The sequence below is a fragment of the Amycolatopsis roodepoortensis genome, assembly GCF_014873915.1.
Classification (GTDB): Bacteria; Actinomycetota; Actinomycetes; order Mycobacteriales; family Pseudonocardiaceae; genus Amycolatopsis; species Amycolatopsis roodepoortensis.
Genome location: NZ_JADBEJ010000008.1, coordinates 45,553 through 68,120 on the forward strand (window position 1 = coordinate 45,553; position 22,568 = coordinate 68,120).

Annotated in this window: 23 protein-coding genes; 9 read left to right on the forward strand and 14 right to left on the reverse strand. The window is 68.0% G+C overall.

All coding sequences use genetic code 11. The features are described from left to right. Positions 1 to 43 precede the first annotated feature (43 nt). On the reverse strand, positions 44 to 1,228 hold the full coding sequence (locus H4W30_RS37790) for an MFS transporter (RefSeq protein WP_192747148.1): 1,185 nt from the start codon (positions 1,226 to 1,228) through the stop codon (positions 44 to 46). 75 nt (positions 1,229 to 1,303) lie between these two features. Next, on the reverse strand, positions 1,304 to 1,768 hold the full coding sequence (locus H4W30_RS37795; protein WP_034312360.1) for a MarR family winged helix-turn-helix transcriptional regulator: 465 nt from the start codon (positions 1,766 to 1,768) through the stop codon (positions 1,304 to 1,306). Positions 1,769 to 2,140: 372 nt separating this feature from the next. Between H4W30_RS37795 and H4W30_RS37800 the strand changes: the two genes are divergently transcribed. From H4W30_RS37800 to H4W30_RS37815, 4 genes are all read left to right on the forward strand, one after another. Further along, the gene (locus H4W30_RS37800) at positions 2,141 to 3,244 is read left to right on the forward strand and encodes a globin domain-containing protein (protein WP_225950779.1); all 1,104 of its coding nucleotides are present in this window, start codon (positions 2,141 to 2,143) and stop codon (positions 3,242 to 3,244) included. 436 nt (positions 3,245 to 3,680) lie between these two features. After that, a complete protein-coding gene (locus H4W30_RS37805; protein WP_192747956.1) occupies positions 3,681 to 4,781 on the forward strand; it encodes a globin domain-containing protein in 1,101 nt (366 codons plus the stop codon). Between the two features lie 160 nt (positions 4,782 to 4,941). Next, positions 4,942 to 5,694, forward strand: coding sequence for a lytic polysaccharide monooxygenase (locus tag H4W30_RS37810; RefSeq protein ID WP_192747149.1), 753 nt, complete (start codon positions 4,942 to 4,944; stop codon positions 5,692 to 5,694). Next, positions 5,691 to 6,287 (forward strand): DUF305 domain-containing protein, encoded by a 597-nt coding sequence (locus H4W30_RS37815; RefSeq protein WP_192747150.1) that lies wholly within the window; start codon positions 5,691 to 5,693, stop codon positions 6,285 to 6,287. Before H4W30_RS37810 ends, H4W30_RS37815 begins: the two co-directional genes overlap by 4 nt. A 171-nt stretch (positions 6,288 to 6,458) precedes the next feature. On the opposite strand, the gene H4W30_RS37820 is transcribed toward H4W30_RS37815, so the two are convergent. From H4W30_RS37820 to H4W30_RS37850, 7 genes are all read right to left on the reverse strand, one after another. Continuing rightward, a complete protein-coding gene (locus H4W30_RS37820; protein WP_192747957.1) occupies positions 6,459 to 6,887 on the reverse strand; it encodes a heat shock protein transcriptional repressor HspR in 429 nt (142 codons plus the stop codon). A 5-nt stretch (positions 6,888 to 6,892) separates the two neighbouring features. Further along, complete coding sequence (dnaJ, locus tag H4W30_RS37825; RefSeq protein ID WP_192747151.1) at positions 6,893 to 8,065, reverse strand: molecular chaperone DnaJ; 1,173 nt, start codon at positions 8,063 to 8,065, stop codon at positions 6,893 to 6,895. 33 nt (positions 8,066 to 8,098) lie between these two features. Continuing rightward, positions 8,099 to 8,854: a nucleotide exchange factor GrpE gene (grpE, locus tag H4W30_RS37830; RefSeq protein ID WP_192747152.1), complete on the reverse strand. Its 756-nt coding sequence runs from the start codon at positions 8,852 to 8,854 to the stop codon at positions 8,099 to 8,101. After that, positions 8,851 to 10,722 carry a molecular chaperone DnaK gene (gene dnaK, locus H4W30_RS37835; protein ID WP_016338148.1) on the reverse strand — a complete coding sequence of 624 codons (1,872 nt, stop codon included), beginning with the start codon at positions 10,720 to 10,722 and terminating at the stop codon, positions 8,851 to 8,853. Before dnaK ends, grpE begins: the two co-directional genes overlap by 4 nt. A gap of 166 nt (positions 10,723 to 10,888) precedes the next feature. Next, positions 10,889 to 12,295, reverse strand: a complete 1,407-nt coding sequence (locus H4W30_RS37840) for an alpha/beta hydrolase (RefSeq protein ID WP_192747153.1) — start codon at positions 12,293 to 12,295, stop codon at positions 10,889 to 10,891. Then, a complete protein-coding gene (locus tag H4W30_RS37845; protein WP_192747154.1) occupies positions 12,292 to 12,963 on the reverse strand; it encodes a DUF4097 family beta strand repeat-containing protein in 672 nt (223 codons plus the stop codon). Before H4W30_RS37845 ends, H4W30_RS37840 begins: the two co-directional genes overlap by 4 nt. 26 nt (positions 12,964 to 12,989) lie before the next feature. Beyond that, positions 12,990 to 13,757 (reverse strand): DUF4097 family beta strand repeat-containing protein, encoded by a 768-nt coding sequence (locus H4W30_RS37850; RefSeq protein WP_192747155.1) that lies wholly within the window; start codon positions 13,755 to 13,757, stop codon positions 12,990 to 12,992. A gap of 161 nt (positions 13,758 to 13,918) precedes the next feature. Between H4W30_RS37850 and H4W30_RS37855 the strand changes: the two genes are divergently transcribed. After that, positions 13,919 to 14,458, forward strand: a complete 540-nt coding sequence (locus tag H4W30_RS37855; RefSeq protein ID WP_192747156.1) for a YbhB/YbcL family Raf kinase inhibitor-like protein — start codon at positions 13,919 to 13,921, stop codon at positions 14,456 to 14,458. Positions 14,459 to 14,528: 70 nt separating this feature from the next. Here the strand turns inward: H4W30_RS37855 and H4W30_RS37860 are convergent, their stop codons facing one another. From H4W30_RS37860 to H4W30_RS37870, 3 genes are read right to left on the reverse strand one after another with little or no spacing between them, the layout of a single operon-like run. Beyond that, positions 14,529 to 14,963 carry a GNAT family N-acetyltransferase gene (locus tag H4W30_RS37860; protein ID WP_192747157.1) on the reverse strand — a complete coding sequence of 145 codons (435 nt, stop codon included), beginning with the start codon at positions 14,961 to 14,963 and terminating at the stop codon, positions 14,529 to 14,531. Positions 14,964 to 14,985: 22 nt separating this feature from the next. Next, complete coding sequence (locus H4W30_RS37865; protein ID WP_016338154.1) at positions 14,986 to 15,546, reverse strand: TetR/AcrR family transcriptional regulator; 561 nt, start codon at positions 15,544 to 15,546, stop codon at positions 14,986 to 14,988. After that, the gene (locus H4W30_RS37870; RefSeq protein WP_192747158.1) at positions 15,547 to 15,873 is read right to left on the reverse strand and encodes a DMT family transporter; all 327 of its coding nucleotides are present in this window, start codon (positions 15,871 to 15,873) and stop codon (positions 15,547 to 15,549) included. Positions 15,874 to 16,026: 153 nt separating this feature from the next. On the opposite strand from H4W30_RS37870, the gene H4W30_RS37875 reads away from it, so the two are divergent. From H4W30_RS37875 to H4W30_RS37885, 3 genes are all read left to right on the forward strand, one after another. Beyond that, positions 16,027 to 18,321 (forward strand): (Fe-S)-binding protein, encoded by a 2,295-nt coding sequence (locus H4W30_RS37875; RefSeq protein WP_192747159.1) that lies wholly within the window; start codon positions 16,027 to 16,029, stop codon positions 18,319 to 18,321. A gap of 154 nt (positions 18,322 to 18,475) precedes the next feature. Then, positions 18,476 to 18,988 carry a DUF742 domain-containing protein gene (locus H4W30_RS37880; RefSeq protein ID WP_192747160.1) on the forward strand — a complete coding sequence of 171 codons (513 nt, stop codon included), beginning with the start codon at positions 18,476 to 18,478 and terminating at the stop codon, positions 18,986 to 18,988. Positions 18,989 to 19,018: 30 nt separating this feature from the next. Next, positions 19,019 to 20,002, forward strand: a complete 984-nt coding sequence (locus H4W30_RS37885) for a cation diffusion facilitator family transporter (protein ID WP_192747161.1) — start codon at positions 19,019 to 19,021, stop codon at positions 20,000 to 20,002. On the opposite strand, the gene H4W30_RS37890 is transcribed toward H4W30_RS37885, so the two are convergent. Together H4W30_RS37890 and H4W30_RS37895 are read right to left on the reverse strand one after the other, a co-directional pair. Continuing rightward, a complete protein-coding gene (locus H4W30_RS37890) occupies positions 19,996 to 20,688 on the reverse strand; it encodes a CAP domain-containing protein (RefSeq protein WP_192747958.1) in 693 nt (230 codons plus the stop codon). The genes H4W30_RS37885 and H4W30_RS37890 overlap by 7 nt on opposite strands. A gap of 121 nt (positions 20,689 to 20,809) precedes the next feature. Beyond that, on the reverse strand, positions 20,810 to 21,268 hold the full coding sequence (locus H4W30_RS37895; RefSeq protein ID WP_192747162.1) for a MarR family winged helix-turn-helix transcriptional regulator: 459 nt from the start codon (positions 21,266 to 21,268) through the stop codon (positions 20,810 to 20,812). Between the two features lie 73 nt (positions 21,269 to 21,341). Here H4W30_RS37895 and H4W30_RS37900 point away from each other — a divergent pair, with 73 nt between their 5' ends. Next, on the forward strand, positions 21,342 to 22,526 hold the full coding sequence (locus H4W30_RS37900; protein ID WP_192747163.1) for an FAD-dependent oxidoreductase: 1,185 nt from the start codon (positions 21,342 to 21,344) through the stop codon (positions 22,524 to 22,526). The last annotated feature ends 42 nt before the right edge of the window (positions 22,527 to 22,568 follow it).

The window sequence follows — 22,568 nt, forward strand, 5'->3', positions numbered from 1 at the left end:
ACGTCAGCAAAGTTGAGTCTGTTCCGCTCAACCTTGAAAAGTTTCAGCCCCCGGTCGGGGAGACCGCCTCCGCGGGCAGACGCGGGCCCACCCGGCCGAGGCCGACCACGGCCGCACAGGCGCACGCGGCCACGAGCACCCACGGGATCCAGACTGCCACGGAGAACAGCGCCACGACGGCCGGAGCGATCACCGCCGCGAGCGTGAACGCGTACTGGAACGCCGCCAGATACCGGCCTCGCGCCTCCGGCGGCGCCGCGGCTTCGGCCAGCGCCCCGGACCGCGGGCCGAACGCGAGATCGCCCGCGGCCAGCACGAGGGTCGCGCCGAGCAGGTAAACCGGCTGGAAGACCTTGGGCACGAACACCACCACGAGGCACGCCAGGCACCACACCGCGAACAACGCCGAGCCCGCGCGCATGGCGGCGATCCGGGTCAGCTTCCGGGTGAGCCGCAGCCCGACGACTCCACCCAGACTGGTGACGACGGTGAGCAGCGCGATGATCGCGCCGGGAAGCCATCGAGGCCCCTGCAACGCGTTGAAGACGTACACCGGCATCCCGATGAGGAAGAAGTCCATCGTGAGCGCGAACAGCCCGCTGAACACGATGAGCGCCAGGTACGGACGGTTCCGCCAGACCCGCGCGGGCCTTGAGCAGCGCCGCGGGTGCCGCGGGGCGGGTGCGACCAGCGTCGAAAGGATGGCCGCGGCGACGACGAAGGTCGCGACGTCGACCATCACGGCGACGTACAGACCTTCGCGCCCGATCCACACCAGGAGCCCGGCCGCCGCGAGCCCGCCCAGCCCGAAGCCGGCGGAGCGCACCATCGCGGCTTCGGCGAACGGCCGGTCCTTCGGCCCTTCGCCCGCGACGTCGGCGATGAGCGAGAACTGCGAGCTGTAGAACAGCTGCTGCCCGGCCGCGAGCATGACGGACGCGCCGACGACCCCGGCGAACCCGTCGGCCAGCAGGAAGGCGCTCGCTCCGGCGGCCTGCAGCACGTGGGAGCAGATCATCACCGTCCGCGGGCCGATCAGGTCGACGAGGCGCCCCGCGATGGCCGGGACGAGCAGACCGGCGAACGCACCGAGAGTGACCGCGGTCCCCGCCTGGGCGAGGGGCAGACCCACCACACGGATGACGAAGACCAGCCCGAGCGGAAGGAAAAGTCCCGAGCCGAAGTTGTCGATTCCCAAGGCGACCAGCAACGCGACCCGGTTACGCACCGATACGACGCTACCGGCGTCACGGCGCTACGAAAGGTCCGTTCAGTCAAGACCGGCGGGTAGGAACGGCCGCCGTCAAACGTCGCAGGTCCGGACGGACAGGGCCGCGCGGACGTCGGCGTTCATCTCCGCCAGCCGCGTGGTCAGCTCGAGGACCTTTTCGTCGTCCCAGTCACCGAGCGCACGCTCCATGAACTCCAGATATCCGGCCCTCCTGCGGCCCAGTTCCGCGCGCCCGCGCTCGGAGATGCTGATGATCGACGCTCGACCGTCCTCGGGCGCCGGACGGCGGTCCACCATGCCCGCCGCGGACAGCTGGGAGATTTGACGACTGATGACCGAAAGGTCCACAAAGCGTCGTTTGGCCAATTCGGAAGGCCGTGCCTCGCCGTGCTTCGCCAGATCCGACAGCAGCATCGCGGCCGCCGGGTGCAGACCGGGGTCGTCCTGCCAGGCCTGCATTATCCAGGCGTGCTGCAACTGGGAGGCGGCCTTCAACTCACGCATCAGTTCGACTCTGGCGTCGTCTGCGGAGCTCATCGGTCCCTCCTGGCTACTTGTACAATACAACTTTATTCGGCGACACTTGCGTAAGACAACTATTTACCTCGTGAGATCGCCCACTGCCGACCGGTTTCGAGTACACCCGTCCGGAGCAACGATGCGGGCAAAAGGGCTCTCGGCGGCTAGTCTCGCGAACGAGCCGGAATGAGCCGACCGGCCCGACAGCCACTGACCGGAGAGGTGAATGATCCGTGAATTCTTCTCCAGTGGTCCCTCGTTCGTGAATCTGGGGAACCTTCTTCCGGCATGCGCTACCCGATCAGCGACTCCCAGCCCGTGACGGCCGACGCGGTCAGCCCGGTCCCGCGGTCCTCGGCGCCGCGCGAAGCCCCGCCCGCGGTGACCGCGATGGTGCGGCTCATCCGGGACACCTGGGCGAAGTCGGAGCCCTTCATCCCGGAGATCTCCCAGTTCTTCTACGGGATGCTGTTCACCCTCGCACCGGCGACCCGCGACTTCTTCCCGATCAACATGGAGGTCCAGCGCGGCAGGCTGGTCCGCGCGCTCGTCCACATCGTGCAGATGGTCGACCGGCCCGACGACCTGGTGCCGTTCCTGACCCAGCTCGGCCGCGACCACCGCAAGTTCGGCGTCATCCCGCGGCATTACGAGGCCGTCGGCACCGCGCTGCTCGCCTCGCTCAAGAACCACCTCGGTCCGGACTGGACACCCGAGGTCGAACGGGCCTGGGCGGAGGCGTTCACCATCGTCGCCCGCGCGATGCAGGAGGCCGCCGCGGCCGACGTCAACCCGGCGTCCTGGTCGGCCACCGTGCTCGAACACCGGCGGCTCACCTGGGATCTCGCCCTGGTCCGCGTCCAGCCCGAATTCCCGGTGCCGTACCAGCCCGGTCAGTACATGAGCGTCGAAGTACCGCAGCGGCCACGGCTCTGGCGTTACCTGTCGCCGGCGAACGCGCCGCGCGAGGACGGCGGCATCGAGTTCCACGTGCGCGCCGTCGACGGCGGCTGGGTGTCGCGCGCCATCGTCAGCCACACGCAGCCCGGCGACGTCTGGCGGCTGGGCCCGCCGCTCGGCAGGCTTTCGGTCGACCGGACCGACGGCCGCGACGTCCTGATGATCGCCGGCGGCACCGGCGTCGCGCCGCTGCGCGCCATCCTGGACGACCTCGCGCAGTGGGGCGAGAACCCGAAGGTCCAGTTGTTCTACGGCGGACCGTCGCGTGAGGACCTTTACGACCTCGACGAGTTGCGCGCCCTCGCGGCCACCAACCCGTGGCTCACCGTGACCCCGGTGGTCGAACGCGGTGAAGAGGCTCCCGGCTGCGTGCAGGGCACGCTCGCGGAAGCCGTTACCCAGCAAGGATCCTGGCCGGGTCACCGGATCCTCGTCGCCGGTTCGCCCGCGATGATCCGCGCGACGGTGTCCCGGATGCTGGTCGCCGGCAGCGCGCTGGACCAGATCGCGTACGACCCGTTCACCATCGACTAGCAATTCGATTCCGCAATGGTGTTCAGCCGCGTTACGTGACCCCGTAATCACGGAGAAAAACCCACCCGATCGGCGGATCACGGTTTCGTCCAGGCCTGGCGAAAACCACTGGTGAACAAGGGAAATCCGGCCTGCTTGATCACCTTTACTTAGTGCCAGACGGGGTTGACGGCGCGTATATCGTTTGCTCCGTTCGAGCGGGAAACAACCATTCTTGGATCCTTTCGCGACGTTCGGGCATACAGTCGGGAACCCGCGGGGGAACACGAGCACGATGACATCGGGTCTGGAGAATATGCCCGATCCAACTGGAGAAAATCGTTCACCCATGACTGCCGAAACCGTGAAATACGAGCATCCACCGAGTCCGTCGAGATCTTCACCGCTTCCCGTCCCGCCCTTGATCGAAACGCCGTCGGCGGACAAGACCGTCGAGATGGCCAAGCTCGTCAGGGAGAGTTTCGCCGCCGTCGAAACGAAGGCCGAGGAGTTGTCCCAGTACTTCTACGGCGTGCTCTTCTCCGTTTCTCCGGACGCCAGGGCATTGTTCCCGATCAACATGGCCACGCAGCGAAATCGTTTGCTGCGCGCACTCGTCTACGTCGTCCAGATGGTGGACCGGCCCGACGAACTGGCCACGTTCCTCGGGCAACTCGGCCGGGACCACCGCAAGTTCGATGTCCTCGGCCGTCATTACGACGCCGTCGGCGTCGCGCTGATCGCCGCGCTCAAAAGGTTCCTGAAGGACGACTGGACGCCGGAGCTGGAAGACGCCTGGGTCACCGCGTACGGCGTCATCTCGAAGAACATGCGCGAGGCCGCGGGCAAGGAGATCGGGCCCGCGTGGTGGAAGGCGACCGTCGTCGAGCACCGTCTCGTCACCCGCGACGTCGCCGTGATCAAGGTGCGCACCGAGCAGCCGCTCCTGTACCGCGCCGGTGGTTACGTCAGCGTCGAAGTCCCGCAACGGCCGCGGATGTGGCGGTACTTCTCGCCCGCCACCGCGCCGCACGACGACGGGACGATCGAGTTCCACGTGCACGCCGTGCGCGGCGGCTGGGTCTCCCGCGCGATCGTCCACCACACCCGGCCCGGTGACGTCTGGCGGCTCGGCCCGTCGCTCGGCGCGCTTTCGGTGCACCACACGGAAAGCCGTCCGCTGCTGATGATCGGCGGCGGCACCGGTGTCGCGCCGCTGCTCGCCCTGCTCGACGACATGTCGCGCTGGAAGAACAACCCTCCGGTGCACCTGTTCTTCGGCGGCCGCCGACCGGAAGACCTCTACGCCCTCGACGAGCTCCGCGGACTGACCGTCACCTGTCCTTGGCTGACGGTGACCCCGGTGACCGAGGAAGGCACCATCGCCGGCGGCGACCGCGGCACGCTGGCCACGGCGGTCACCCAGCGCGGCGCCTGGAAGGACCGCGACGTGTACGTCGCCGGGTCGCCGTCGATGATCCGGGCGACGATCGCGAAACTGCTCGCCGCGGGTACGGATCTGGCGCGGATCAAGTACGACCCCTTCACCCTGGACTGAGCCGGTACGCCGTTCGTATTAGGCCGATCGGCTGTTCCACCTGGGCTCGACGCAGCAGTAGGTCAGTGAATCATTGACCGCGGTCACCGGCGGATTTATGGTCTAGACCACATTGCTCCCCCTCACGGGAACACCGTCGTTCCATCCCCCAGGAGCCGGCATGACCGTCAAACGCAAGCTCGTGGCAGCCGCCGCCGGTGCGATCCTCGCCCCGATCGCCATCGTCGCCATTCCCCAGGTGGCCAGCGCCCACGGCTACGTGCTGTCCCCGCCCAGCCGCCAGGCGAACTGCGCCCAGGGCAAGGTCTCCGGCTGCGGCGCGATCGTCTACGAACCGCAGAGCGTCGAGGGTCCGAAGGGGCTCCGCAGCTGCAACGGCGGCCTTCCCGGATTCGCCGAGCTCAACGACGAATCGAAGCCGTGGCCCGCCGCGCCGGTCGGCAACAGCGTGACCTTCAACTGGAAGTTCACCGCCTACCACCGGACCACGAACTACGAGTACTACATCGGTGGCACCAAGATCGCCGACATCAGTGGGAACAACTCCGCGCCGAAGGACCCGACGTCGCACACGGTGAGCCTGGCCGGCTTCAGCGGCCGCCAGAAGGTGCTGGCCATCTGGAACATCGCGGACACGCCGATGGCCTTCTACAGCTGCATCGACCTGCAGATCGGTGGCGGCAACCCGCCGACCACCAGCAACCCGCCGACCACGTCGAACCCGCCCACGACGTCCAATCCGCCCACCAGCACCACCAACCCGCCCGCCGGTGGCACCTGGGCGGCCGGGACGTCCTACACGGTCGGCAGCACGGTGACCTACGGCGGCGCCACCTACCGGTGCCAGATGGCGCATACGGCGATCCAAGGCTGGGAACCGCCGAACACCCCCGCGCTGTGGACTCGGCAGTGAAGCTGGCCCTCGTTCTCGTCGCCGGTCTCGTGGCCCTCGCGGGCTGCGGGGCCGGCGACGGCTCACCGACCAACGCCGGCGCCCCGATTTCCCCGGTTCCCCAGTCGGCGGCGGCATCCGCGCAGTACAACGACGCCGACGTGATGTTCCTGCAGATGATGATCGCCCACAACGACCAGGGCGTGGAGATCGTCAAGCTGGTGAAGACCAAGCAGGGGCAGAAGCAGGAGCTGACGAATCTCGCGGCCGCCATCGAGGCGACGCAGCAGACCGAGACCACCGACATGCGGAACTGGCTGAAGGCCTGGGGCAAACCCGAGACGGGTTCGGCGGATCCGCACGCGCACCACCATCACGGTGGCGACGGGCTCACCGACAAGGGGCTGCTCGAAGCACTGTCCAAAAAGGATGGTGCGGAGTTCAGCCTCGACTTCGCCGACATCTTCGTCGCGCATCAGCACAACGGGGTCGCGCTGGCGAGGACCGAGCTGAAGGACGGCAAGAACCCGGAGGCGAAGGCGCTGGCCCAGCGGATCATGGACTCGCGCACCGGCGAGGTCCAGCAGATCCGGACCCTGGTGCCCGGCCAGTGACGCGTTCAGTCCTCTGAATGCGGGGCTGGACGTCGTGTCGCGTGATCGAACGCGTAACTCGCGTGATCGAAGCCGTCATTCGCGTGATTGAAGCCGTAACTCGTGAGTTACGGCTTCAATCACGCTTGTGACGTGCTCAGTCACGCGAGTTACGCGTTCGATCACGCGAGACTAATTGCGTTTCTTGGGCTTCCAGACCACGAGCGCCGTCTGCTGCCGCAGCGGGACGAGATCCTTGCGGTAGGAGGCGTGCACGGCCGCGGCCCTCTGTTCGGCGGCGACGTACGCCGCCGTGAGCTCATCGGTCAGTTCGGCGATCCGTGCGCGCAGCGCGTCGACCTGGTTCTCCAGCTCGATGATCCGCTTGATGCCCGCGAGGTTGACACCGTCCTCTTGGGACAGTCGCTGCACTTCGCGCAGCAGCGCGATGTCCCGCATCGAGTAACGGCGTCCACCACCGGAGGTCCGGCCCGGCGACACGAGACCCTGGCGGTCGTAGGACCGCAGGGTCTGCGCGTGCAGGCCGGAAAGCTGCGCCGCCACCGAAATAACGAACACGGGGGTGTCCTCGTCCGCACCGTGCGGCAGCCCGCCGAACATCGTGCTCACCTGCCTTCGAGAAGTTCGGTGATCTCCGGTCGCGGATCGTGATCGGCCATGGCCTCCGCGTAGGCCTCCAGCGCTTCACGGGCCTTGTCGTCCAGTTTGGCCGGGATGGCCGCCTGCAGGGTGACCAGCAGATCGCCCTGCGAGCCGTCGCGTTTCGCGATTCCCTTGCCGCGCACCCGGAGCACGCGACCGCTCGCCGTGCCTTGCGGCACCTTCAGCGAGACCTTGCCCTCCAGCGTCGGCACGGTGATCGTGCCGCCGAGGGCCAGTTCCGAGAAGGACACCGGCACGGTGATCGTCAGGTCGAGGTCCTTGCGCCCGAACACCGCGTGCGGGGCGACGTGCACGCGGACGTACAGATCACCCGGCTGCGCGCCGCCACGGCCCGGCTCGCCCTGGCCGGCCAGCCGGATCCGCTGGTCGTCGGCGACGCCCGGCGGGATCCGCACGGTCAGCGTGCGGGTGCGGGTGCTGATGCCCTCGCCCGCGCATTCCGGGCAGGGGTCGTCGATGATCGTGCCGCGGCCTCGGCAGTCACGGCACGGCTCCGAGAACGCGAACGCGCCCTGGCTCCGGCTGACCAGCCCGCTGCCCTGACAGGTCGCGCACGTCCTCGGGGAGGTCCCCGGCTTCGCGCCGTTTCCGCCGCAGGTGGAACAGGTCGCCGGGCTCGACAGCCGCAGCGGCAGGGTCGCGCCCTTGACCGCCTCGGCGAAGTCGATCCGGACGTCGGTCTCCACGTCCGAGCCGCGCTGCGGCCGGTTCGCGGTGGCACCGGCGGCGCCGCGGCGGCCGAAGAGCCCGCCGAGGATGTCGCCGAGACCGCCGAACCCGCCCTGCTGCTGGCCCGCCTGGCCGAAGATGTCGCCGACGTCGAAACCACCGCCACCGCCGCCGGCCCCCGGGAAGCCGAAGCCGCCGGGACCACCGGAGCCGAAGAGGCGGCGGGCCTCGTCGTACTCCTTGCGCTTGGACGTGTCGGAAAGAACGCCGTACGCCTCGGAGACCGCCTTGAACTTCTTCTCGGCCTCCACGTTGCCCGCGTTGGCGTCGGGGTGGTTCTCCTTGGCCAGCTTGCGGTAGGCCTTCTTGATCTCGTCCGCGGTGGCGTCGGAGGAGACGCCCAGCTCACGGTAGAAGTCCTTACCGATCCATTCCCGTGCACTCACCGAACGTCTCCTCCTTTCACGCCGTATCGCCGATCAGCGGTTGTTCTCATCGAAAAGTTCGCCCTCGAGCGGCAGTTCGCCACCCACGGGCGGGTCCACCGGAGCGTCCTGCGCCGCCGGGGCGGCACCGGGCTCGTGGTCGGTGACCCCGACCATCGCCGGGCGCAGCACGCGCTCGCCGAAGCGGTAACCGCGGCGCATGACCACGGTGACCGTCGGCCCGGAGACGTCCGGCGACGTGCTGTGCTGGACCGCCTCGTGGACGCTCGGGTCGAAGGGCTCGCCCTCGGTGCCGAACGCTTCGAGGCCCGACCGCTGCAGGCTTCCGACGAGCTTCTCGCCGACCGACTTGAAGGCGCCCGTCAGATCGCCGTGCTGCTCCGCGCGCTCGAGGTCGTCGAGCAGCGGGAGCAGATCGTTGACGACCGACGCCTTCGCGCCGGCGACGACCTGCTCGCGGTCGCGGTCCACGCGCTTGCGGTAGTTGGCGTACTCGGCCTGGAGACGCTGGAGGTCGGCGGTGCGTTCCGCCAGCTCCTTCTCCAGCCCGGTGGCCACCGACACCGAGTCGTCCACAATGGACTCCCCGAGACCGGGGCCCGCGTGGGCCGCGGGCTCCGGTTCGATGGTGTCTTCGGCCGGAGCGGCGTGCTTCGGGCCATCCTGGGTTTCGGCGGCCGGGGCGGCCGGGCGGACCTCACCGGTCAGCGGATCGATCCGCCTACGGTCCCGCACGACCACCGGCTCCTCCGGGCCCCGGCCCTCGGTTTCGTCGTAGCGTCCCGTCACTTCTTGTCCTTCTCGTCCTCTTCGACGATCTCGGCGTCGACGACGTCGTCCGCCTTGGCCTGCGAACCGGTGCCCGCGCCCGCCGCACCGGCGGCGCCCTCACCGGCGGCACCTTCGGCGCCCGGGGTGGCGTTGGCGTAGAGCGCGGTGCCCAGCTCCTGCGAAGCGGTGTTCAGCTTCTCGATGGACTCGCGGATCTTCGCCGAGTCGGTGCCCTTGAGCGCCTCGTTGGCCTCGTCGATCGCGGACTTGACCTTGCCCTTGAGCTCGTCGGGCAGCTTGTCCTCGTTGTCCTTGACGAACTTCTCGGTCTGGTAGACCAGCGTCTCCGCCTGGTTGCGGGTCTCCGCCTCCTCGCGGCGCTGCTTGTCCTCCTCGGCGTGCGCCTCGGCGTCCTTGACCATGCGCTCGATGTCGTCCTTCGGCAGCGCGGAGCCACCGGTGATCGTCATCGACTGCTCCTTGTTCGTGCCGAGGTCCTTCGCGAGGACGTGCACGATGCCGTTGGCGTCGATGTCGAAGGTGACCTCGATCTGCGGCACGCCACGCGGGGCGGGCGGGAGACCGGTCAGCTCGAACATGCCGAGCTTCTTGTTGTGCGCCGCGATCTCGCGCTCACCCTGGAACACCTGGATCTGCACCGAGGGCTGGTTGTCGTCCGCGGTGGAGAAGATCTCCGAACGCTTGGTCGGGATCGTGGTGTTGCGCTCGATGAGCTTGGTGAACACGCCGCCCTTGGTCTCGATGCCCAGCGAAAGCGGGGTCACGTCGAGCAGGAGGACGTCCTTGACCTCACCCTTGAGCACACCGGCCTGCAGCGCCGCGCCGACGGCGACGACCTCGTCCGGGTTCACGCCCTTGTTCGGCTCGCGGCCGCCGGTCAGCTCCTTGACCAGCTCGGACACGGCCGGCATGCGGGTGGAACCACCCACGAGCACGACGTGGTCGATGTCGCCGACGGCGACACCGGCGTCACGGATGACGTTGTTGAACGGCTTGCGGGTGCGCTCGAGCAGGTCCGAGGTGATCTTCTGGAACTCGGCGCGGGAGAGCTGCTCGTCGAGGAAGAGCGGGTTCTTGTCCGCGTCCACCGTGATGTACGGCAGGTTGATGCTGGCCGAGTTCGAGCTGGACAGCTCGATCTTCGCCTTCTCGGCGGCCTCACGGATGCGCTGGAGCGCCATCTTGTCCTTGGTGAGGTCGATGCCGTTGGACGACTTGAACTTGTCGACCAGCCAGGTGACGATGCGCTCGTCCCAGTCGTCACCGCCGAGGTGGTTGTCACCGGAGGTCGCGCGGACCTCGACGACTCCCTCGCCGATCTCCAGCAGCGAGACGTCGAACGTACCGCCACCGAGGTCGAAGACCAGGATGGTCTGTTCCTTCTCGCCCTTGTCGAGGCCGTACGCCAGCGCCGCCGCGGTGGGCTCGTTGACGATGCGGAGCACGTTCAGGCCGGCGATCTGCCCGGCCTCCTTGGTGGCCTGCCGCTGCGCGTCCTCGAAGTAGGCGGGGACGGTGATGACCGCGTCGGTGATGGTCTCGCCGAGGTACGCCTCGGCGTCGCGCTTGAGCTTCATCAGCACGCGGGCGCTGATCTCCTGCGAGGTGTAGGCCTTGCCGTCGATCTCGGTCTTCCAGTCGGTACCGATGTGCCGCTTGACCGACCGGATGGTCCGGTCGACGTTCGTCACGGCCTGGTTCTTCGCCGGCTGGCCGGTCAGCACTTCGCCGTTCTTGGCGAAGGCGACGATGGACGGGGTGGTGCGGGAACCTTCCGAGTTGGCGATGACCGTCGGCTCGCCGCCCTCAAGGACAGCGACGACCGAGTTGGTCGTGCCGAGGTCGATGCCGACCGCTCGCGCCATGGTGTGATCCTCCTGCTAGTTCGTGACCTGCACGTTTCGGCCCACCTTGAGTGGGCTCAACGCAAGTTGTATCGGGATGGTGGGGCTTCCGTCAAGCCGGACTTGAGTCACCCTCACTCAACCTTGTATCCGGCTCAACGTGCGGCACGGTCGTCTTGTTCCCGGGCTACCGGCAGACCGTGCCAGGAACCGGTGTGACGCCGCTCACCAGGTACTTCACCTCTTCGGCGCGCACGCAGGCCGAGTTCAGCAGCCCCGTGTGCCCGTACCCGGCGTCGACGAGCAACGTCGAGTTCTCGATGTTCCTCGCGAGCCCCTTCGCCCAAACGAGCGGCGTCGCCGGATCGTGTTCACCGCCGACCACGAGGATCGGCGCCGCGCCGGTCACCCGTTGCGGTCGCGGCAGGTAAGCGGACGGCACGGGCCAGCCCGCGCACCCGCTCGCCATGTCCCAGAACTCCGAATACCGCCAGCCGTGCGGTGAGAGGGTCTTCACCAGGCCCTGCATCGCCCGCATGTCGGCGTAGGAGGTGAACGGCGAGCCGAAGTCGTGGCAAGCGATCGCGCGGTACGCGCCGTAGGACGGGTCGAGCTGGGAGTACGGCAGCAGTCCGTCCGCTTTCCCCGCCGTCGCGGCGTCGATGGCCTTCGCGAGATCCGGCCAGAACGCCGGGAGGATGAGGCTGCCGTAGACGCCGGCCGCCATCTCCTCGGCGGTCACGTTCCGTCCGAGCTGTTTCGACGGCACGCCGCCGGGCGTCCGCATCAACGCGTCGTAGGTCGCGAGGACGTCCTTGCCGCGAAGCGCGCAGTCGGCCGACGCCGTGCACCACCGCGCGAAGTCCTTCAGCGCGTTCTCGGTCGCGATGGCCTCTTCGAGGACCGCCTGCCTGGTGGGCCGCGAGTGGTCGACGGCGCCGTCGAGCACCATCGTCCGGACTCGCTTCGGGTACTTCTCCGCGTACACGGCACCCAGTTCGGAACCGTAGGAGACACCGAGCCAGTTCACCTTCGGCTCGCCGAGGGCGACCCGGATCGCTTCGACGTCGTCCGCGGCCCGCCAAGTGTCCACAGAGGACAGATCGGGTCCGGTCCTCTTCAGACATTCCGCACCCGAAGCATGGTTGTGTGCGAGGAGCTTGTCGTAACCGGCGCGACTCTGAGGAAATCGGCTGACCGACGGATCATGCAGATCCGGCCCGCAGCTGATCGCGGGCGTGCTTTCGCCGACGCCGCGCGGATCGAACCCGATGACGTCGAACCGTTGCCGCACTTCGGCCATTTCCGGCTTGTCCAGCGCGAAACCGCGGCCGCCGTACTTGAGCACCGTGACGCCGGAGCCACCCGGCCCGCCCGGATTCGTCAGCAGCGAACCGACGCGGCGGGCGGGATCGGTCGCGGGCAGTTTCGCCAGCGCGATCGAAAAACCGTCGCTCACCGGGAGGCTCGCGCATTCCAGCGTCGGCGCGTACTCGGTCGCGCACGGCTTCCAGCCGATCCCGGACGCGGCGGACGCCGGCAGCGCGGAAAGCGGCAGCAGGGTCAGCGCGGTGACCGCGGCCAGCGTCTTCATGCGGGCTTCACCGTGATCGAGCCGGTGCCGGCCTGGAGGTCCAGGACGTTCGCCGAAGCCTGGTCCTGCCGGACGCCGCCGGTCTCGACCTTGCCGACCTCCGCCTTCGCGCGGACCTGGTACGCGCCGTCGGGGACGGACACGACGACCTTGCCGACCTCGGCGTTCGCGGTGACGGCGCCGGGTTTCGCGAGACCGACCTCGATGTCACCGGTGCCGGTGCGCAGGTTGACGGGCCCGGACGTGCTCAGCACCTTGAGGTCGCCGACGTCACCCTTCAGATCGACCGAAGCCGCGCGGGCGAGCGTGATCTTGCCGGTGCCGATGGTCCCGGAGATCGCCAGCTCGCGCGGCACCACGACGTCGTAGTCCACGCCGCACTGCTGGCAGCCGCCGAGGACCAGCGTGCCGTTCTCGACGCTGTGCGTCTTTCCGGGATTCTTGCCGGTGTACGTCACTTCGCGGCGCAGTGAGACGGGCGCGCCGTCCTCGACCCGCAGCGTGACCCCGCCGACCGGGACGTCCACCCGGATCGCGGTGATCTGCTCGGTGACGGGCGAGCCGTCACTCAGTTTCTGCTGGAATTCCCCTGTGCAGCCGACGATCCCGAAGGCCGTCAGCGCGCCGAGAGCGAGCGCGCCGAGGACGCGCTTCTCCTTGTTCCCCATGAGAAAGTGTTCCCCCGATATATCCGTCAGGCCGCTTTGACCTTGACGCTTCCGCTGTCGGTGTTGAGATCGAGCTTGTGCTGGGCCGAACCGGACTGGTTCACGTCGATGTCACGGTTCCCACTGCCGGTGGTGCCGGTGACGTTGTAGTCACCAGCCGGGACGGTGACCTCGACCGAACCGCTGTCGGTCTGCGCGGTGACGTCGGCGCCCTTGAGCAGTTCGAGTTCGATGCGGCCGCTGTCGGTGCGGGCCTCGACGTTGCCGCCGAGCCGTTCCCCCTTGATGGCACCGGAGGCCGCCTGCACGGTGACGGCCTGGCCGATGTTCGCCAATTCGACGCGACCGGCGTCGGACCGCACCTTCACGGTGCCAGGCACATCCGCGACGGAAACCTCGCCGGAGTCCACCGTGACGTCCACAGTGGACACCCCGGCGACGTCGAGTGCCCCCGAGTCCAGCTTGCCGGAGACCGGGACGCCCGCCGGGACCACTACGTCGTAGCGAACCTCGCAGGTGGTGCCGCAGTCGGCGAGGACCAGGGTGTCGCCTTCCACGCGGAAGGCGTCGCCCGGCTTGTTCCAGCGGTACTCGAACTCCTGGTGGATCCGGACCGGCCCCTCGCCGGTGCGGATCTTGACCCGGCCCTCGTCGTTGTCGATCCGCACGCTGCGGATCGGCTGGGTCACCTCCGAGGTGGCCTCCGCGTCGGACGGCCACCACCAGCCGAGGCCGGTGAGGACACCGACGCCGATCAACGCGATGCCTCCGATCGCGAGGAGTGGGCGCGCCATGGTCTTGAGTCCCTCCAGAGCAGGTTTTCGTGTAGCTCGACGCTAAGGGCAGCGCGTCGGGTTGGACATAGGGGTAACCCCCGGATTCGTCCCTGATCCCGCGCCAGGGCTCTCGGGGTCATAACCTGACTGCGTCATCTGTTCGACGATCAGGAGGACGCATGCCGCAGGCACCCGATCCGTACGAATTCCTGCCCGATCTGCCTGCCTTCACCTTGAGCAGCACCGACATCGAGGAAGGCGGCTTCCTGCCGACGCCCCAGCTTTCCGGGATCTTCGGCGCGGGCGGCGAGGACCGTTCCCCGCAGCTGTCCTGGGACGGCTTCCCCGAGGGGACCAAGAGTTTCGCCGTGACCTGCTACGACCCCGACGCCCCGACGGCGAGCGGGTTCTGGCACTGGGCGGTCTTCAACATCCCTGCGTCGGTGACGGCGCTGGCCGCGAACGCGGGCGACGAGACGGGCTCCGGGCTGCCGGAGGGCGCTGTGACCCTGAAGGGGGACGGCGGCGTGAAGCAGTTCCTCGGCGCCGCCCCGCCGCCCGGGCACGGACCGCACCGGTACATCTTCACGGTGCACGCGGTCGACGTCGAAAAGCTGGAAGTCGGCGAAGACGCTACGCCGGCCTTCCTCGGCTTCAACCTCTTCAGCCACGCCATCGCCCGGGCGTCGCTGACGGCCCTGCACGAGAACAAGGGCTGAACCGGCTTTCCGTGAAGGCCTCCTTACCTACCCTGAAAGTAGGGAAGGAGGCCTTCACGGACTTTGCCCTCTAGACCTGACCGTTCGCCCGGCTCCGCTCCATGTACTGCCCGTCGGGCGGGTCGCCGAAGCCGAACCGCCGGTACAGCCCGTGCGCGTCGGCGGTGTGCAGCATCCACCGGAACTCCGCCCCCGGCCCGTTGTCGATCATCTCCCGGACCAGTTCCTTGCCCAGCCCCGCGCCGCGCGCCTCGTCGACGACGAAGACGTCCGCGAGATAAGCACTGCCGATGGTGTCCGAGAACGCCCGCGCGAACCCGACCAGCCTGCCGCTCGAAGTCTCGTACGCGCCGACGACCCGCCACGCGTTCCGGAAGACCTTCTCGACCTGTTCGCGGTCGCGCCACTTGCCCCAGTAGACCTCGGTGGACAGGTGCTTCCACACCACGTCGAGGTCCAGCCGTACCGGGTCGTCGTCCAGTTCGTAAGCGCCGACAGTCCTCATGATCCGAACGCTACCCAGCAGGTCAACGAGGTTTCAGCAGGTAGTCCACCACCGGCCGCAGCTCTTCCGCGGACGGCGGCTCGTCGTCGATGAGGCCCTGGATAAGCAGACCGTCGATCCCGGCGAGGAACACCCGGAACGCGACCTCGTCGTCGTGCCGGACCATCGAGGTCAGCACGTCCAGCCAGCGCCGGGCGGCGGGCCGTAGCTCCGGTTTGCGTGCGGCCAGCAGGTACAGCTCGTACTCCGCCATCGTCCGCCCGCGGCGCGGGCCCAGCGCCTCCGCGAGCAGCCCGGCGACCTCTTCCGCGCCGCGGCTGCCGCGCGAGCGGGCGCGATCGATCATCCAGTAGACCTCGGTCGCCATATCCCGCGCGCACGAGATGAGGGTGGCGATCAGCAGATCGTCGAGGCTGGAGAAGTGATAGGTGGTCGACGCCGTCGGCACCCCCGCCTCGGCGGCGACCGTCCGGTGGGTGACGCCGGCGACGCCGTCCCGTTCGATCACCCGCAACGCGGCCGCGATGATCTCTTCGCGCCGCTTCTCGCCCCTGGCCTTCCGGCCGTCGACCTGGATCTTCACTTAGTGCGCGCCTCCCGCCTCGATCAGCACGACGCCGCCGATCACCAGCACCAGCCCGGCGATCACGGACAGGTTGACCGGTTCCTTGAAGAACACCATGCCGATCGCGGCCACCAGCGCGACGCCGGCCGCGGCCCAGATCGCGTAGGCGACGCTCACCGGCACGCCCGCTTTCAGAACGTACGCGAGAGCGATGAACGCGACGGCGTATCCGACGACCACGACGATCGACGGCCCGACCTTGCTGAAGCCCTCGGAAAGTTTCAACGACACCGTCGCGGATACCTCTGCGGCGATGGCCAAAGCGAGGAGGAGGTACGCACCCATGTCACAAAAACTACCTGGACGATCGTCTTAAAACAAAGAGAGGCGTACACCACATCGGTGGGACTTGGGCGCGGTCAGTGGGTTACCCATCAGTAAGAAGCATTAGTCTGCCCGAACCACCACACGCTTCACTCGGACGAAAGGCACCCGACGATGGGCGCTGTACAGCTGACGCTCGGCGGGATCGCGGTCCTGCTCGGCGTCGTCGCCTGGGGAATGTTCTTCGCGACCATCGCCCGCTTCGTGCGGGTGATCCGCCTCGGTCAGCCGGACGCGACCCGCAACGGCCCGTTCATCCCGCGGATGAAGACCTTGATCAAGGAATTCGCCGCGCACACCCGGATGAACAAGGTCAAGAGCGTCGGCCCGGCGCACTGGCTGGTCATGTGGGGCTTCCTGCTCGGATCCCTCACGGTGTTCGAGGCGTACGGCGAGGTCTTCGTCCCGACCTGGGGCTGGCCCATCCTCGACGACTGGTCGCTGTTCCACCTGCTCATGGAACTGCTCGGGGTCGGCACGATCGTCGGCATCCTGGTGCTGATCGGGATCCGCCAGAAGAACCACCCGCGCCGCGCGGACCGGCAGTCCCGCTTCCAGGGCTCGAACTTCAAGTGGGCGTACTTCGTCGAGGCCGTCGTGCTCATCGAGGGCATCGGCATCCTCGGCGTCCGCGCCGCGAAGTCCGCGCTGGGCATCCACGAGATCCCGATCTGGGCCTCGTTCGTCTCACATCCGGTCGGCCTCCTGCTGCCGTCGAGCCTGAACCTCGTCACGGTGTTCGCGTTCGTCAAGCTGATGAGCGCCACCATCTGGCTGATCGTCGTCGCGCGCACGATGACGATGGGCGTCGCCTGGCACCGGTTCAGCGCCTTCTTCAACATCTACTTCAAGCGCGAGGCCGACGGCGGCGTCGCGCTGGGCGCGCTCAAGCCGATGATGAGCAACGGCAAGGTGCTCGACCTCGAAGAGGCGGACCCGGACGAGGACACCTTCGGCGTCGGCAAGATCGAGGACTTCAGCTGGAAGGGCTGGCTGGACTTCTCCACCTGCACCGAATGCGGCCGCTGCCAGTCGCAGTGCCCCGCGTGGAACACCGGCAAGCCGCTCTCGCCGAAGCTGCTCATCACGCAGCTTCGCGACCACGCCTACGCCAAGGCGCCGTACCTGCTCGCGGGCGGCAAGCGCGACATGGCGGGCGACGAGGTCGGCTTGTCCGGGGACAACATGTACGCGGGCATCGACGTCCTCGCGATCGCCGAGTCCCAGAAGGCCCTCATCGGTGACGACGGTGGCGTCATCGACCCCGAGGTCCTGTGGTCCTGCACCTCCTGCGGCGCGTGCGTCGAGCAGTGCCCGGTGGACATCGAGCACGTCGACCACATCGTCGACATGCGCCGCTACCAGGTGATGATCGAATCCGCGTTCCCCAGCGAGCTCAACGGGATGTTCAAGAACCTGGAGAACAAGGGCAACCCGTGGGGCCAGAACGCCAAGGACCGGCTCGCCTGGACCGAGGACCTGGACTTCGAGGTGCCGGTGTTCGACGGCGACCTCGGCGACACCGAGTACCTCTTCTGGGTCGGCTGCGCCGGCGCCTTCGAGGACCGCGCGAAGAAGACCACGCGCGCCGTCGCGGAGCTGCTGCACATCGCGGGCGTCAAGTACACCGTGCTCGGCTCGGAGGAGTCCTGCACCGGTGACCCGGCCCGCCGCGCGGGCAACGAGTTCCTCTTCCAGATGCTGGCGCAGCAGAACGTCGAGATCCTCAACTCGGTGTTCGAGGGCCGCGAACGCAAGGCGCGCAAGGTGGTCGTCACCTGTGCCCACTGCTTCAACACCCTCGCGAACGAGTACCCGGAGCTGGGCGGCCAGTTCGACGTCGTCCACCACACGCAGCTGCTCAACCGCCTGGTGCGGGAGAAGCACCTGACCCCGGTGGCCCCGGTCGCCGAGGACGTCACCTACCACGACCCGTGCTACCTGGGCCGCCACAACAAGGTCTACGACGCTCCGCGTGAGCTCGTCGGCGCTTCGGGCGCGCAGCTGCGCGAAATGCCGCGGCACGGCGACCGCTCGATGTGCTGTGGCGCCGGTGGCGCGCGGATGTGGATGGAAGAGAAGATCGGCAAGCGGATCAACGTCGAGCGCGTCGACGAAGCGCTCGGCACCGCCCCGTCGAAGATCGCGACCGGCTGCCCGTTCTGCCGGGTGATGCTCACCGACGGCGTCACCGCGCGCCAGAGCGACGGGCAGGCGAGCGAGAAGGTCGAGGTCGTCGACGTCGCGCAGCTGCTGCTGACCGCCGTCAAGCGGAAGCCGGAGCCGCAACTGGTCCCGGCGGGAGCGCCCTCTTTGGACGCCGTCTCGGACGCCGAACTCGACGGAAAGGCCGACGTGCCCACCGACGAAACGGCCACCGGAACCCCGCTGCCGGAGGAAGACAAGTAGAACGTCACAACCGGAGGGGACATTCTCTCGCACATAATGCGAGAGAATGTTCCCTCTTGTTTTATGCCGTCCGGGTCATTCGGTCCCGTTACCCGTTCGGCGGTACACCGTGGCGATAGGCTGCAGCGGATCCGAAAAAAGGGGCGAGGAATCGATGGGCAACCGGCACGAACTCCGTTCGGTCAAGGAACACCGGCTCGCGATGCCGGGGTCGCCGACCGTTCGCCCGCCCGCCCGCGTCCCTTCTTCCGAGGCATTCGCCAGGATGGCCCAGGAAGCGACCATCCCCAGCATCCCGGCCGCCCGGCGGCCGCCGCGGCAGGAACGCCGTCGCACGCGCGTCCGCCCGTACGTCCGCACGGGCGGACGCACACAGTCCAAACGGAACTTCGCGATCGAAGCGATGATTTCCGTCCGGAACGACGCGCCATGGAACGCGCCGGGGTTCAGCGTCGAATTCCATTCCGTGAGATCGTTGTGCCGTCGTCCGACTTCCGTCGCCGAAGTAGCCGCGTCGCTATGCGTTCCACTCGGCGTTGCAAAGGTCCTTTTGGGTGATATGGCGGAACTCGGTTTGGTCACCGTTCATGAAACGCAGGCTGAATTCGACGGCCACCCGGCACTCGCCTTGATGGAACGCGTCCTGCAGGGTTTGCGTCGCCTGTGAGATCGGCGCACTCGCACTACGCTACGCGAGGTGAGTGAAGAATCCGGTGACGAAAGCACCCTGACGGTGGTGCTGGCGGGTGGGGTCAACCTCGCCATCGCCGTGCTGAAACTGATCGCCGGGATCATCACCGGCTCCGGCGCGATGCTGTCGGAGGCCGCGCACTCGGTGGCCGACACGATCACCGAGGTCCTCCTGCTGACCGCGCTGAAACGGTCGGGCCGGCCCGCCGACCGCGTCCACCCGTTCGGCTACGGCAAGGAGCGGTACTTCTGGTCGCTGCTCGCGGCGGTGTCGATCTTCGCCTCCGGCGCGATGTTCGCGCTCTACGAAGGCTTTTCGACGGTCTTCGGCGAGGAGACCGAGCAGACCGATCCGATCGTCGGCTACGTCGTCCTCGCGATCGCGTTCGCCCTCGAATCCGTCTCGTGGGTCCAGGCCGTGCGGCAGGTGCGCCACGACGCCGCCGAATCGGGCCAGAAGGTCTCGGTCTATCTGCGGACGATCGACGATCCGGCGCCGAAGACCGTGCTGTTCGAGGACTCGGCCGCGCTGATCGGACTGCTGCTCGCGTTCGCCGGGATCGGGCTGCACCAGCTCACCGGATCGCACGTCTGGGACGGCGCGGCGTCGATCGCGATCGGTGTCCTGCTCGCGCTGGTCGCCTACGTGCTCGGCCGCACCAACCGCGGCCTGCTGATCGGCAGGCAGGCGGATCCGAGGCTCGTTCGCGGGGTGCGGGACCACCTGAGGAACGCGCCCGAGATCGAGGCCGTCGTCGACCTGCAGACCATGCTGATGGGTACCGATCAGGTGCTCGTGTGCGCCCGCGTCGACTTCGACGACGCGCTCGGCGCCGCGGAGGTCGAACGCGCCTGCGTCCGGATGGCGACCGAACTGGTGGAGACCTTCGGCGACGTCACCGAGGTGTTCATCGAACCCGTCCCGCGCACGGACGCCGAACTGCGCGCGGCCGTGCTCGCCCGCTACGGCGACTGGGACAAGGGTCAGTAGCCGAAGTTCTGCGTCCAGTACATGCCCTTGGTATTGACGCCGACGCCGATCTTCTTCAGCTTGCAGTTGAGGATGTTCGCGCGGTGGCCCTCGGAGTTCATCCAGGCGTCCATCACCTTGGCGGCGTTCGACTGGCCCTTGGCGATGTTCTCGGCGCCGGGCTTGTCGTAGCCGGCGGCGCGGATGCGCTGGTCGAACGTGACGCCTTCCGGTGTCGTGTGCGAGAAGTAGTTGCGGGCCGACATGTCGTCGCTGTGGCCCTGCGCGGCGGCGGCGAGACGCGAGTCGTTGCCCACCGGGGAACAGCCGGCGTCGGCGCGCTCGGCGTTGACCAGGTCGATGACCTGCCCGGCGAGCGAGCTGTCCTGCGAACGGGGCGGTTCCGGAGCCTTGCTCGGAGTGGGCTTGGGCGCCTCGGAGGACTGGGCGGGCGGCTCGACCGCCGCGGAGGACGAGCTGGGCGGAGCGGAGGAAGACGTCGGCGCGGCCGAAGACGACGTCGGGGCGGACGGCTCGGGCGCGGGACCGCCGGGCGCCGGGGCGGACGTCTGGCCGAAGTAGGCGGGAGGCTTGGCGAGCGCGTCCCCGGGCCTGCCCTTGGTGTCGGGCACGCTCAACGAGAGGTTGCTCAGCGCGGTGCCCTGGAACCGATCGGTCACCATCAGGTAGCTCGCGCTGGCGATCACCCCGCCCAGCAGCACACTGAGCGTGACCAGCAGTAACCGGCTTCGTGTTCTATTGGGGGACACGGGGCCGAAATTTATCACGAACCGGTTACGGCAATACCCCCGAAAGTAGTAATAACGGTCAGCGGCCGAGACGACCCGTGGAGTCGTGCGTGATCGCCGTCGCGTCGGCGAGGAACCGGATCACGGTCTCCAGTTCCCCGTCCGTGTAGTTCTCGCAGGCCTCGCGGACCGACTTCACCAGGTGATCCCACAGGGGCGCGGCCGAAGCCATCATCGCCCCGTCGATCTCGATGAGCACCTTTCGCCGATCCTCGGGATGCGGCTTCCGGGCGACGATCCGCTTGCTCTCGAGCCTGTCGATGAGCGCGGTGATCGACGCGGGGGCGAGCCCCGAAAGGTGCGACAGCGCCTTGGGCGTCTGCGGCCCGAAGCGGGCGAGGTAGTCGGTCACCTTGCTTTCGACGGCCGAAAGGCCGCGCTGCTCCGCGATCGCCGTGTGGAACATGACCGTCTCCGTCGACAGTGCCCGCGCCCCGCCGAGGACCCGCTCGATCAGTTCCGCTCGCTCGCTTGACACGTCGGCCAGCCTAGCGGAGTCTTTAGTTCGACAGAACGAATTAGTTTCTAAGATATTCGATGGGGTGAACGATATGGCGAAGGTACTGATCGCCGGCGGGGGTATCGCGGGCACGATCACGGCGATCGCACTGCACGAGACGGGCCACGAGCCGGTTATCCACGAGGCGTACGACCGGACCGCGGAAGGAGTCGGCGCGTTCCTGACTCTCGCGGTGAACGGCCTTGACGCGTTGGGACCATTAGGACTGAAAAGCCTGGTCAAGAGCCTGGGATTCGATACGCCACGGATCAAGATGCGGCTGGGCGACGGCCGAGAGCTGGCCGACCTCGCGCTCGGCGGAGCGCTCGAAGACGGCACCGTGAGCCAGACCGTGCTGCGTTCCGATCTGTACATCGGGCTACGCGACGAAGCGGTCAGGCGGGGGATCGAGATCCGCTACGGCAAGCGTTTGGCTGACGCGCGCGAGACAGCTTCGGGCGTCCTCGCGACCTTTGAAGACGGCTCGTCGGCCGAAGGCGACCTGCTGATCGGCGCGGACGGGCTCCGCTCGCGGGCGCGGACGATCATCGACCCTCGGGCGCCGGCGCCGCGCTACGTGCCGCTGCTGAATACGGGCGGGCTGGCCGAAGGCCTGCGCCTGGACGACGAACCCGGCGTCATGCACATGACGTTCGGCAAGCGGCTGTTCTTCGCCCACGTCGTCCACCCGGACGGCGGCGTCTGGTGGTTCGCGAACGTGCCCCGGAAGCGTGAGCCGTCTTCGGCCGAGCTCGCCGTGACGACCACCTGGCGCGAGGACCTGATCCGGCAGCTGGCCGTGGACCGCACCCCGGCCGTCGAGATCGTGCGGGCGACGCGGGAGATCTACCGGCCGTGGGCGACGTACGACTTCCCGAGCGTGCCGACCTGGCGCACGGACCGGATGGTCGTCATCGGCGACGCCGCCCACGCGACCTCACCGGCGGCGGGGCAAGGCGCCGCGATGGCCATCGAAGACGCCGTCACGCTGGCGCGATGCCTGCGTGACGTGCCCGAGATCCCGAAGGCGCTCGCCGTCTACGAAGGACTGCGACGCGAGCGCGTCGAAGCCGTCGTCGAGCGCGGCAAGCGCAACGGCGACGACAAGGCGGTCGGGCCCGTCGGGCGGGTGATCCGGGACTTCTTCCTCACGCGGGCGTTCAAGAACCTGCCGGAGGAGGATCCGAACGCCTTCATGTGGCGGCACCGGATCGACTGGGATGCCACCGTGAGCTGATACCTGTCTCCCCAAGGGCGCTCTGCGCCCGACGGAGACTTC